Here is a 12,474-nt window from a genome sequence, read left to right on the forward strand (position 1 = left end):
GCCGTGATCGACGTGTGCTCCGGCAGGGCGAGGAGTTCGCCGTCCGGGCCCCGCCGGACCGGCTGGTCCACGGGGTGCGCGAGCTGGTGCGGGGGCAGCGGTTCGTCGATCCCGAGTTCGCGCCGGCGGCCCTGGACGCGGGTGCTTGTCCGCTGCCCCCGCGCGAGGTGGAGGTGCTGCGGCTGACCGCCGACGGCACTCCCACCCGGGAGATCGCCGAGCGGCTGTGCCTGTCCGTGGCGACGGTTCGCTCCCGGTCAGCGGCCGCCTCGGATCAGGCCCGTCAGATAGCGCCACAGCGAGGAACGCTGCCGGGCGGACCGGTCCGGCAGCACCTCCTCGGCCACCTCGGGCGCGGAACCGTCCGCCGACGGCCGCGCGGGCGCCGCGGAGAGGTCGTAGCGCACGGGCAGGGAGCGCAGGCCGCGCATGAACGGGGAGGAACGCCAGGGCAGTTGGTCGGCGGGCAGGGCGAGGTCGAGGTGGTCGAACCGCTCGAACAGCCGCCCCACACCGGCCGCCGCGACCTTGATGCGAGCTCCCGCGACGGGCACTGGCGCGGCCCGGCTCCCCAGGACAGGTGTGCCCGGGTGCTGATGGTGGTGCCGGAGGCGACGTGGTCGGCGAAGAGCGGGTCGGCGTGCGCGGCGGCCGAGGAGACCCACACCGGGTCGCCGGCCCGGATCGTGTAGTTGCCGAGCGGGGTGTCCGCGGCCGCGAAGCGCGGGACGAAGTTCACCAGGGGCGGCTTGCGCATGACGGACCGGTTCATGGCCTCCCTGACCATCCCGGCGGACAGGCTGGCACGCACGCTGCCCTCGCCCGAGATGACCTCCACGACGGTGTTGGAGATGAGGATGCCGACGTGGTCGGAGGTCATGCCGAGCAGCATGAACAGCTCGCGGGCCAGCTGGTCGAGTGACAGGCCGGGGTGCGCGGCCAGCAGGTAGGAGGGGAAGTCGTCGCCCGGCTTGTCCAGCTTCGTCGCGGCCAGCTCCGCCAGCGTCGCGAGCAGGCGCTCCAGTGCGGCCTCCGCGTCCGGGCCGGCGTCGAGGACGCGCCACATGTCCATCAGCGCGTCGTCGCCCTGTGAGCCGGGGAAGCCGAGCAGGTGGCTGGCCACCATCAGCGGCAGCGGCCGGGAGAACTGCGCGGACAGGTCCGCCACGCCCGTCTTCCCGCCCTGCCCGACCAGGGTGATCAGCTCGTCGGCGTAGGCGGTGACGGCGGCCTTGAGGCGCTTGGCCTGGGGGTGGCGCGGGTCCTGGAAGGGCTTGAGGGCCACGTCCCACGCTGTCCGCAGCGGCCGGTATCCGGGACCGCCCTGGATCAGGATGTGGTTGACCTCCAGGGACGGGCCGAGCGGCCAGTCGGCCGGCACCCGGCCCTCGGAGCGGGCCCGCCAGTTCTCCAGCCCCTTCGGGAAGCCGTCGTCGTCCTGGAGGACCTGGAGCGACTCGCGGTAGCCGAGGACCAGCCAGGCGGGTACGCCGAGCAGGTCGACCGGCGCGACGGGGCCGTGCTGCTGCCTCAGCTGCTCGTACACGAGCGCGGGGCGCGTCTCGTAGTCACGGGTCAGCAACGGCTGGGGATTCAGCGCCTCCAGCCGCGTGCCGTCCAGGTCCACTGATCCGCCGTCACCCCACTGGGAGTCCATCGTCTTGCCACCCTCCGACACGCCCCGTACCGGCACGCCATCAGCCGGTAACCGGAAACGGTGGGGACCCTACCCCAGAGGCGACCGGCGGGTAACGACGGGGTGGGGCCTCGCGGGGTGGTCCGGCCCGTGAAGGCGGCTCAGGCGGCGGTGTAACCGAGTTGGCGCCGCATGTAGGGCGTCATCAGGGTCTTCGCCTTGGCCATGACGGTGGTGCGGCTGCCGAGGACCGCCGACTCGCCGCCCGGTACGGGCAGCACGGTCAGTCCGTCGGCCGGGCCGAACGGCACGATGAGCGGAGTGCGCTGGACCGGCCGGTAGAAGCGCGGCTCCTTGCGGTGCTTGCCCGAACTCTGCAGGTAGGCACGGATGTTGTGGGCGGCGATGTCCGCCTGGGCGAGGGCGGCGGGGGTGATCTTGAGTTCGCTGACGTCGTTCACGTCGCCGACGGCGAACACGTCCAGCCTGCCCTCCACCCGGAGCGTCCGGTCCACTTTGACGCGTCCGTCCCGGTTGAGCCAGTCGCCGTGTCCGGCCAGGCGGAGCCAGAGCGTGTTGGGTGTGGTGCCCGTCGCCCAGAAGGACAGATCGGCCTCGATGACGGTGCCGCGGCCGTCGCGGTAGGTGCCGAAGTCGTTGCCGGGCGACATGAACGAGTCGAGCCGGACCTCGATGTCATGGGCCTCCAGCCACGCGAGGGCCTTGCGTCCCGGCCGCGCGCTGCCCGTGGAGTCGAGCAGGGCCGGTCCGGAGTGCGCGAGGGTGACCCGGGCGTCCGGCCGGGCGAGGCGGATCTCGGCGCTGAGTTCCACGCCCCCGGGGCCACCGCCGACGACGAGGACGTGCTCGGCCGTGGCGATGTTGCGCTGGTGTTCGGCGAACGACTTGGCCGCTTCCTCGACGGTGGTCCCCAGGAAGCGGGCCGGTTCGGGGTAGTCGGCGCCGGTGGCGATCACGACCACGTCGTAGGGCAGCCGTTCGCCCGTGGCGAGGACGACCTGCCGCTCGGCGGTGTCGATACGGACGGCCTTGCCCGCGACCACGCGGCCGCGGTGCAGCAACCGGTCGTACGGGATGAAGGGGGTGTGCGTCCACTCGGGGCGCACACCGGCGCGCAGGGAGGCGACGCGGTGGAAGAAGACCTCCTTGCGGTCCACGAGTGTGACCCGGGCGGTAGCATCCAGTCGCTTCGCCAGCCGGACGCCGCCATAGCCGCCTCCGATCACCACTACGTCGCCGTCGTACACAGCCGGTCTCCTGTGCCTGGTGGGGGGTCGCGAGTGCCGCCGCGGAACGGGCCCCCGCTCGGACCGGCCCCCGGCGGCCACTCGACTGACGGTGAGATTAGCGCTTGAAACTTAAAGGGATTGCGAGGTTCGGTGCATGTTCCGTGAAGAGATCGCCACCCTGACCGGGCCTCACTTCCGCCAGATCTTCCGGTAGGCCTCCCGGTAGCCCGACGGGTCCCAGGTCGTGGCGCCTTCGCTGTTGCCGGCGGTGGCGATGTGGACGGGGGCCGTGTACCCGCTGGCCGGGCGGCCGGAGAAGGCGCGGTTGAACTCGTCGACGATCTGCCAGCCCTGGAGGGACAGCGGTTCGGGCACGGTGGCGGCCTGATACCGCCTGCTGTTGACGCGCTGGAAGGCGGACGGATCGCCGTCACCCGCGCCGATGTTGTACGGCGGCCCCGAGCCCTTCTCGCCGGCCGCGCGGAAGGCGGGGGCGGCGTCGGCGAAGTACAGGTCGTTGATGGCGACGGAGTGGGTCCACCGGTCCCGGAAGCGGGAGAGCAGCGAGGAGATCTCCCGCGGGGTGCGGCTGCTCGCGTCCGGGATCGGGATGTTCTCGACGGACAGCAGCCGCACCCCGCGGCACCTGGTGAGTTCCTTCCTGATCAGGTCGGACTTGTTCCTGGCGAAGGGGATCGACGCGTCGGTGATGAGCACGACCCCGGCACGGCCGTCCGAGTCGGAGATGATCCACTGCGCGCTGATGCGGGCCACGTCCTGGACGCGGGTGGTGACGTTGGTGAACAGGTCGGGCCGCCTGCTGGGGCCGGGCTCGGGGACGGCGTGCCAGCCGATGAGCGGGATGCGCTGCGCGTTGGCCCGGGCGGCCTGCTGTGCCGTCGAGTCGGGGTCGAAGCCGCCGATGACGATGCCCGAGGGCCTCAGGGCGACGGCCTCGCTCATCGCCGACTGGATACCGGCCGGGGTGCCTCCGCCGTCGATCACCCGGACGTTCCATCCGATGACCCGTGCGGCTTCCCGCACCCCCTTCGCGGCGCCCGCGACGCCGGGGTTGGTCATGGTCTGGGCGACGTAGACGATGGTCCTGCCCGACACCGCCTGCGGGCCGCTGGTGGGTCCGCCCCAGGGGATGTCGGTCCGCTCGGCCCGGGTGACGGCGGCCCGCGCCCCGGCCTGGACGTCGGGGCAGCCGCTGGGGCCGGTCGCGGTTTCGTCCGCGCCGTGCGACGAGCCGCGGTCGCAGCCGACGAGCGCGGTCGCCGTCGCCAGCAGGGCGCAGCAGGCGAGCCGGGCGGTGCGGGCTCCGGTGAGGGCCTTGCGGTTGCGGTGCACGGAGGGCTCCTGTGGGGGATGGACGTGCCGAGGGGTCAGGGGGGTGGGCCTGCCGTGCCGCCCTCCGGGGCCGGGGAGGACGGTGGCGGGGACGGCGGTGGCGAGGGTGACGGGGGCGGGGGCGGCGCGGCGGGTGTGTCGCGGGCCGCGGCGCCGCCGCGCAGCCGGCGACGGGCGGCGTATCCGGCCAGGCCCACGGCGATGAGCAGGGTGCCGCCGTTGAACAGCGGGACCGTCCAGAAGTCGGCGCCGAGTTGTGCGATGCCGGTGAGGCCGACGGCCAGGACGGCGACGGCGACGACGGTGCCGAGGGCGTTGGGCCGGCCGGGTTTGATCGCCGTGGAGCCGAGCAGGGCACCGACGAAGGCCGGCAGCAGGTAGTCGAGGCCGACGCTCGGATTGCCGATCTGCTGCTGGGACGCGAGCAGCACACCCGCGAAGCCGACGATCAGGCCCGAGGCGGCGAACGCGTAGACGGTGTAGGTGCGGGTCGGGATGCCGACGAGGCCGGCCGCGCGCGGGTTCGATCCGACGACGTACAGGTACCGGCCGAGCGGCAGCCGCTCCAGCACCAGCCAGAGCACTCCGGCGAGGACGAGCACGTAGAAGGCGGGGACCGGGAGGCCGAGGAACGTGGAGTCGTAGAGGTCGGTGAACGCGGGCGGGAGGCCCTGCGGACCGGGGACGATCCGGCTGCCGTCGGTGATCCAGCCGGTCACGGCGTACATCATGCTGCCGGTGCCGAGGGTGGCGATGAAGGAGTCGATCCGGCCGAACTCGACGATGACGCCGTTGAGGACGCCCACGACCAGGCCTCCGGCGAGGACGGTGAGGCAGGCGAGCGGCCAGGGCCAGCCCTCGTTGACGACGAGTTGCATCACCATGACGTGGGCCAGTCCGAGACCGTAACCGAGGGAGAGGTCGAACGCGCCGGTCACGATGGGCACCATGGCGGCCAGCGCGAGCACGGCCGGGATCGACTGGTTGGACAGGATCGAGTCGAGGGTGTCCAGCGTGGGGAAGGTGTCCGGCAGGGCGAGGGAGAAGACCAGGTAGAGCAGGGCGGTGAGGACGAGCAGGCCGTAGGCGCCGATATGGTGCCCGCCGGGGGCGCGCAGGCGCCGGGAGCGGGGCGGGGAGGGGGCGGGCGGTTCGGTCATGGCTTCGTCGGGGCCGTCGCGGTGGTGGACGGGGGCAGGGCCGAGGCGGCCCGGGTGAGCCCGGTGACGGTGAGGGCGGCGCCGCTCAGCTCCGTCGTCACGGACCCGCGGACGAAGACCAGGGTGCGTCCGCACACGCTCGCGACCTCCTCGAAGTCGGTCGACAGCAGCAGCACCGCGAGGCCCGCCGACAGCGCCTCGTCGAGCAGGCGGTGGATGGCGGCCTTGGCGCCGATGTCCACGCTCGCGGTCGGCTCCTCCAGGATCAGCAGCCGCAGCTCCGTCCGCAGCCAGCGGCCGATCATGACTTTCTGCTGGTTCCCGCCGGAGAGTGTGGCGATGGGGGCCTCGCTGTCGCGGGGGCGCACCGAGAACCGGTCGATCAGGGCGGCGGCCTCGGTACGTTCGCGGCGGGGACCGATCCAGCGCGGAGCCCGCTGTCCGCCCGCGCGGGGATTGGCCAGGAGGTTCTCCCGCACGGTCAGTTCGGCGAGACAGCCTTCCCGCAGCCGGTCCCCCGGCACGAAGCCGACGCCCCGGGCGACGGCCTCCGCGACCGAGCGGGGCTGATAGGGCCGCCCGTGCAGCAGGGCCCGCCCCCCTCGCAGGGGCCGGTCCCCGGCGAGGGCCCGCCCCAGCTCCGCATGCCCGGCCCCCGAGAGCCCGACCAGCCCGACCACCTCACCGGCAGCGACCCCCAGACTGACCGGCCCGGCCCGATCGGTCCGCACGCCGTCGAGGACGAGGACGGGAGGTGTGCGGGCCGGAGGGCCGCCGGGGCGGACCGTGGGCGGGGTATCGGCGGGGTGGGCGGCGGCCCGGGACCCGGTACGGTCCTCGGCGGCCCCGGGCCGGGCTGGGTGTTCAACGGCAGGAGCGGCGGTGGGGCGGTCGGCGGGTGGAACGGAGGTGGGACGGTCGGCGGCCGGGGACCTGGCTGAGCGGCCGGCGGCCGGAGCACCAGCGGGGCCGGCGGCAGCCGGCGCTCCGGCCGGGCGACCGGCGGGCGGAGAGTCGGCCCGGCCCCCGGCGCCCGGGGGCACGGGGCGGCGACCGGCGGGCGGAGTATCGGCCGTGGGGCCGGCGGGCGGAGTGCCTGCGGGACGGCCAGCCGACGCAGCACCGGCCGGACGGTCAGCCGTCGAAGCCCCGGCGGGGCCGGCAGCCGGCGCACCGGCCGGGCGACCGGCGGGCGGAGTGCCGGCCCGGCGCCCGGCGCCCGGGGACTCGGGGCGGCGACCGGCGGGCGGAGTATCGGCCGGGGGGCCGGCGGGCGGAGTGCCTGCGGGACGGTCAGCCGACGCAGCACCGGCCGGACGGTCAGCCGTCGAAGCCCCGGCGGGGCCGGGGGCGGGCGAGGGGCGGGGTGTGGGTTGCGGGGGCTCGCCGACGATGTCGTGGACCAAGCGGGTGGGGGTGTGGTCCGAGAGGCGGCCGTGGCTGACGAGGTGGCCGTCGCGGAGTACGGCGAACGTGTCGGCGACCTGGTAGACCTCGTCCAGGCGGTGACTGACGTAGAGGATCGCGTGTCCGCGGTCGCGCAGGTCGTGCAGGACGGCGAAGAGCCGGGCGCTGTCCGTGGCGGGCAGGCGGGCGGTCGGCTCGTCGAGGACGATGAGCTTCGCGCGGGCCGCCAGGGCCCTGGCGATCGCGACGAGCGAGCGCTCGGCCGGTGTGAGCCCGGAGACCGGCGCCCCGGGGTCGAGGTGCCCGGCGACGATCCGCAGCGCGTCGACGCAGCGCTCGCGTGTACGCCGCCAGGAGATCAGCCCGGTGCGGCGTGCGTACCCGGTGGTCAGGGCGATGTTCTCGGCGACGGTCATCCACTCCACGAGACCGAGGTCCTGGTGGATGAAGGACATGCTCCGGGACGCGGCCGGACTGCCGAGGGGCATGCCGTCCACGGTGATCTGTCCCGTGTCGGCGGCGTGGACACCGGCGAGGATCTTGATGAGCGTCGACTTGCCCGCACCGTTGGGCCCGAGCAGGGCCAGCACACTGCCCGCGTGGACGTCGAGGTCGACCCCGGCCAGCGCGACGGTCCCGCCGAACCGCTTGCCGAGCCCGCGGATACGGACCAAGGGCTCCGGCCCGAAGGGTGAAGCCGCCTTCACCGGCGTTTCAGGAGCGTCGCGCACCCGATCAAATTACAGCATTTCGGGCATCTTTCGGCCGCTGTGACTCCCACGCGGGTCGGCGGACGCCTCACGCGGCGTCGAGCCCGCACTCGGCCCAGATGACCTTGCCCTCGGGGAGGTAGCGCGTGCCCCAGCTCTGCGAGAGCTGCGCGACGAGGAACAGGCCGCGTCCGCCCTCGTCCGTACTGGCCGCCCGGCGCAGATGGGGGGCGGTGTTGCTGACGTCGGAGACCTCGCAGATCAGGGTGCGCCCGTACAGCAGCCGGACCCGGATGGGCCCCGCGCCGTGCCGGATGGCGTTGGTGATCAGCTCGCTGAGGATCAGCTCCGCGGCGAACGCGGTCTCGTCGAGCCCCCAGCCGGCCATCCGCCGCATGGCGGACGCCCTGACCTCGGCGACGACCGACGGGTCGGCGGGCAGCTCCCAGGCGGCGATCCGGCCGGGGTCGAGCGCGTGCACGCGGGCGACGAGCAGGGCGATGTCGTCGTGCGGGTGCGCCGGCGCCACGGTGTCCAGGACCGCCTGGCAGGTCTGTTCGGGTGCCCGCTCCGGATGGGCCAGGGCCGCGCGCAACTGCTCCAGCACCACGTCGACGTCACGGTGGCGGTCCTCGATGAGCCCGTCGGTGTAGAGCACCAGCTGACTGCCCTCGGGGACCTCGATCTCGACGGTGTCGAAGGGCAGACCGCCGAGACCGAGCGGGGGCCCGGCCGGGAGGTCGGGGTAGGACACGGTGCCGTCGGGGTGGACGAGTGCGGGCGGCGGGTGTCCGGCGCGCGCCATGTGGCACCGCTGCTCGGTCGGGTCGTACACGGCGTACAGACAGGTCGCGCCGATGACGCCGGCGCCCTTGCCGTCGGGGTCCTCCCGGTCCAGGCGCCCCACGAGGTTGTCGAGGTGGGTGAGGACCTCGTCCGGGGAGAAGTCGAGCTCGGCGAAGCTGCGCGCCGCGGTGCGCAGCCGGCCCATGGTGGCCGCGGAGAGCATGCCGTGGCCGACGACGTCACCGACGAGGAGCCCGACGCGGGTGCCGGACAGGGGGATGACGTCGTACCAGTCCCCGCCCACGTCGGATTCGGCGGGCAGATAGCGGTGGGCGACCTCGACGGCGTCCTGGTCGGGCAGCCCGTGCGGGAGGAGTCTGCGCTGGAGGGCCAGGACCATGGCGCGTTCGTGGGTGTAGCGCCGGGCGTTGTCGATGGACAGGGCGGCGCGGGCGGCGAGCTCCTGGGCCAGCGAACGGTCGTCGTCCCCGAAGGCGCTCCCGGCGCGGTAGAAGCTGGCGATGCCGAGGACGACACCGCGGGCGAGCAGGGGCACCGCGATGAGGGAGTGGACGTGGGCGAGCAGGCGCGCGGTGTGCTCGGGGTCCTGGGCGAGCCAGCCCGCTGCGGCCTTCAGGTCCGGTTCCAGTACGGCCTCGCCCGTGGTCAGGCAGCGCAGCTGGGGCACGGTCGGACCGTAGTCGATGCGCTCGCCTGGCTGCGTGAAGGGCAGTCCCTCGCGGACGCCGTGCAGCACCGTGCGGCGCAGGTCGGCGAGGGGGTCGGCGGACTCCTCGCCGCGCAGGACGGCTTCGGGCAGGTCGATGGTGACGAAGTCGGCCAGGCGCGGGACCGCCGTCTCGGCCAGTTCCTCGGCGGTGCGGCGCACGTCCAGGGTCGTGCCGATGCGGGCGCTGGCTTCGGACAGCAGCTCCAGGCGCCGCCGTGCGGCCAGGGCGTAGGCCCCGACGTGCGGCTCCCCCACCATGACGAGCCCCCGGGCGGGGAACGGCGACCCGGTGTGGTCGTCCACCGTGCCCCTGCCGCCGTACACCGCGTCCCCACCGCCGTACACCGCGTCCCTGCCGGCGTCCCCGGCATCCGTTCCCCCGCCGGCCACGCCCCTGCCGCCGTCGCCGCCCGCCGCGTCCCTGTCACCGTCAGCCACGCCGCGACCGCCGTCGACGACGTCCCAACCACCGTTCGCCCCGTCCGCACCGCCGTCGACCACGTCCCTGTCATCGCGGGCCGCGCCCGCACCCCCACCGGCCACACTCCCACCGCCGTCCGCCGTCCCCCTCCCGCCGTCGGCCCTGCCGGCCTTGCCGTACCCCGCGGCCCCCCGGCCGCCCTCGGGCACGGCGGCCGGGGCGGACGCGGCGGCGAGATATCCGGACGGCAGGGTGATCGACGGCGGGGCGGGCCGTGGGGCGGTCGAGAGGGCGGCCAGGTCCGGCAGTTCGTCCGCCTGGTGCGGGAGGACGAGGGACTCCACGGCCCCGGCGCCCGGCAGCACCGCCTCGACGGCGAAGCCCCGCACCCCGGAGGCGCTCGTCATCGGGCGGCTCACCAGCGTCACCCGGCGGCCGCCGGGCAGGGCCACGTCGACGGCGGCCCGCTGCCCGCGGGAGATCAGTTCGGCGGCCTTCTCCCTCAGGACCGCCTGGTCAGGCGGGGGGAACTCGTCGGCCACCGCGTCCAGGGCGACGCCGCTGTACAGGCCCGCCCCGCCCCCGGTGGCCAGGTACGCCCGCAGCAGGGCGCGCTCGTGCGCGGAGCTCTGCCCCAGCAGCCGCCGCTCGATGTTCTCGGCCGCCCGGCGGATCGCCGCACCCAGCGCGGGCTGTTCGAAACTGCGCGGATAGCCCAAGCACAGGACGCCCTCGATACGTCCGCTGAGCGGGTCCCGGACGGGCATCGCGACGCAGGCGTTGCCCTGCGAGCGCTCCGCGAAGTGCTCGGCGCCGTAGACGCGGATGAGCTGCCGCTCCGCCAGGGCGAGGCCGATGCCGTTGGTGCCGGCGACCTGCTCGGCGAAGACGAATCCCGGCACCCGCTGGATCGCCGGCAGGTTCCTGGCCATCGAGGGATCCCCGAACCGGCGCAGCAGGACCGTCCCGTTCGCGTCGGCGACCGAGATGTTGACCTGGCTGCCGGAGAAGGTGTCCTGGAGCCGGTCGAGCACCGGCACGGCCGCGCGGACGATACGGCCCCCGGCGTCGAAGTCCTCACGGTAGGGGAGGTCGGTCTGGTCCGGCGACAGGCCCAGGGACCGGCTGCGGCGCCACGAGTTCAGGATGGACGTCCTCACGCCGGTGTCGACCGGCTCGCCCTGGAGAAACCGGTCGCGAAGACGGGCGGGCCCCGTGCCTTCCGCCGCACGTCCCGCCGGCTTGGGTTCCTCGCCGGACCGAACCACGCTTCGCCTCGCTTGCGCCCGCGATCATCCGCTACTCGGAAGAGATTCTGGCATTGACGAGAATACGGGCATTACGGGCACGCGTCACGGCCCGCCAGGGCCGTTCGGGCACCGCGTACGGAGCCCCGGCCGCGCGGACCTCATTCACCCCAGGAAACTCAGCCGCACCTTGCGGTCCGGGTTGTCCTTGTTGGTGTCCACGAGGCACACCGACTGCCAGGTCCCGAGCTCCAGCCGGCCGCCCAGCACGGGCAGCGTCGCGTGCGGCGGGACGAGGGCCGGCAGGACGTGGTCGCGGCCGTGGCCGGGACTGCCGTGCCGGTGCTGCCAGCGGTCGTCGGCCGGCAGCAGCGTGTGCAGTGCGGCCAGCAGGTCGTCGTCGCTGCCGGCTCCGGTCTCCAGAACGGCGATCCCGGCCGTCGCGTGCGGGACGAAGACATTGAGGAGGCCGTCACGCCCGGCCGCCGCCTCCCGCAGGAAGGACTCGCAGTCGCCGGTGATGTCGACGACCCTCTCCGTGGAACCGGTGCGGACGTTCAGAACTCGAGTGGTGAAGACATCTGACATGCCCCCATCCTGACGCACCGCCCCGGTGCCACCTGGCTCGCCCCGAGCCGCGCGGGCCGCCCCCCGGGAAGATCCACGACCCCGGCACGGTTGGTAGAAGCGTGAACAACACACGCGAGGTCGAGGCAGTCGTCATAGGCGCGGGTCAGGCCGGTCTGGCCGGCGCCTATCACCTGCGGCGAGCCGGGTTCGAGCCGGACCGCGACTTCGTGGTGCTGGACCACTCCCCCGGCCCCGGCGGCGCCTGGCAGTTCCGCTGGCCGTCGCTGACGTACGGCAGGGTGCACGGGATGCACGCGCTGCCGGGGATGGAGCTCACGGACGCGGATCCGGCGCGGCCGTCGGCGGAGGTGATCAGCGGCTACTTCGACCGGTACGAGCGGACCTTCGACCTGCGAGTGCGGCGCCCCGTCGACGTGCGCGCGGTGCGGGAGGGGCCCGGCGGGCGGCTGCTGGTGGAGACCTCACACGGCGTGTGGTCGACGCGGGCGCTGATCAACGCGACCGGCACCTGGGACCGGCCGTTCTGGCCGCGCTATCCGGGCCAGGAGACCTTCCGGGGGCGGCAGTTGCACACCGCGCAGTACTCCGGGCCGCAGGAGTTCGCCGGGCAGCGGGTCGTCGTGGTGGGCGGCGGCGCCTCGGGCACGCAGCATCTGCTGGAGATCGCCCCGTACACGGCGGCCACCACCTGGGTGACCCGGCGTCCGCCCGTCTTCCGTGAGGGCCCCTTCGACGAGGACGCGGGCCGGGCGGCCGTCGCGCTCGTCGAGGAACGGGTACGGCAGGGACTGCCGCCCAGGAGTGTCGTCTCGGTCACCGGACTGCCGCTCAACGACGCGGTCCGGCAGGGTATCGAGGACGGGGTGCTCGACCGGCAGCCCATGTTCGACCGCGTCACGCCCACGGGAGTGGACTGGCGCGACGGCCGCCACGTCGACGCCGACGTCATCCTCTGGGCCACCGGCTTCCGGGCCGCCCTCGACCACCTCACCCCGCTGCGCCTGCGCGAGCCGGGCGGCGGCATCCGCCTGGAGGGCACCCGCGCGGCCGCCGACCCGCGGATCCACCTCGTCGGCTACGGCCCGTCGGCCAGCACCATCGGCGCCAACCGCGCCGGCCGCGCGGCCGTCCGCGACATCCGGCGGCTGCTGGCGCGGGAGGCGGTCGCCGCGTGAGGCCCGGG

Annotated in this window: 7 protein-coding genes and 2 pseudogenes; 2 read left to right on the top strand and 7 right to left on the bottom strand. The window is 74.2% G+C overall.

What is annotated here, in order from left to right; all coding sequences use genetic code 11:
- Positions 1–86: 86 nt before the first annotated feature.
- Positions 87–239: pseudogene (locus ACFZDA_RS19135) on the top strand (LuxR C-terminal-related transcriptional regulator); the annotation flags it as partial.
- A gap of 18 nt (positions 240–257) precedes the next feature.
- Here the strand turns inward: ACFZDA_RS19135 and ACFZDA_RS19140 are convergent.
- The 7 genes and pseudogenes from ACFZDA_RS19140 to ACFZDA_RS19170 form a co-directional block, all read right to left on the bottom strand.
- Positions 258–1,657: pseudogene (locus ACFZDA_RS19140) on the bottom strand (cytochrome P450).
- Between the two features lie 140 nt (positions 1,658–1,797).
- Positions 1,798–2,904, bottom strand: coding sequence for an FAD-dependent oxidoreductase (locus ACFZDA_RS19145; RefSeq protein ID WP_391082485.1), 1,107 nt, complete (start codon positions 2,902–2,904; stop codon positions 1,798–1,800).
- A 171-nt stretch (positions 2,905–3,075) separates the two neighbouring features.
- Entirely contained in the window at positions 3,076–4,239 is a 1,164-nt protein-coding gene (locus ACFZDA_RS19150) for a substrate-binding domain-containing protein (RefSeq protein WP_391082488.1), read from the bottom strand.
- Positions 4,240–4,274: 35 nt separating this feature from the next.
- The gene (locus tag ACFZDA_RS19155; RefSeq protein WP_391082491.1) at positions 4,275–5,399 is read right to left on the bottom strand and encodes an ABC transporter permease; all 1,125 of its coding nucleotides are present in this window, start codon (positions 5,397–5,399) and stop codon (positions 4,275–4,277) included.
- On the bottom strand, positions 5,396–7,537 hold the full coding sequence (locus ACFZDA_RS19160) for an ATP-binding cassette domain-containing protein (protein WP_391082494.1): 2,142 nt from the start codon (positions 7,535–7,537) through the stop codon (positions 5,396–5,398). The genes ACFZDA_RS19155 and ACFZDA_RS19160 overlap by 4 nt, the downstream gene beginning before the upstream one ends.
- Before the next feature lie 67 nt (positions 7,538–7,604).
- Complete coding sequence (locus ACFZDA_RS19165) at positions 7,605–10,721, bottom strand: SpoIIE family protein phosphatase (RefSeq protein WP_391082497.1); 3,117 nt, start codon at positions 10,719–10,721, stop codon at positions 7,605–7,607.
- 144 nt (positions 10,722–10,865) lie between these two features.
- Positions 10,866–11,288, bottom strand: a complete 423-nt coding sequence (locus tag ACFZDA_RS19170; RefSeq protein WP_391082501.1) for a secondary thiamine-phosphate synthase enzyme YjbQ — start codon at positions 11,286–11,288, stop codon at positions 10,866–10,868.
- Positions 11,289–11,389: 101 nt separating this feature from the next.
- Here ACFZDA_RS19170 and ACFZDA_RS19175 point away from each other — a divergent pair, with 101 nt between their 5' ends.
- Positions 11,390–12,466, top strand: coding sequence for an NAD(P)-binding domain-containing protein (locus ACFZDA_RS19175; RefSeq protein ID WP_391082504.1), 1,077 nt, complete (start codon positions 11,390–11,392; stop codon positions 12,464–12,466).
- The last annotated feature ends 8 nt before the right edge of the window (positions 12,467–12,474 follow it).

The sequence above is a fragment of the Streptomyces sp. NPDC007991 genome (genome assembly GCF_042958445.1).
In the GTDB taxonomy this organism is placed as follows: Bacteria; Actinomycetota; Actinomycetes; order Streptomycetales; family Streptomycetaceae; genus Streptomyces.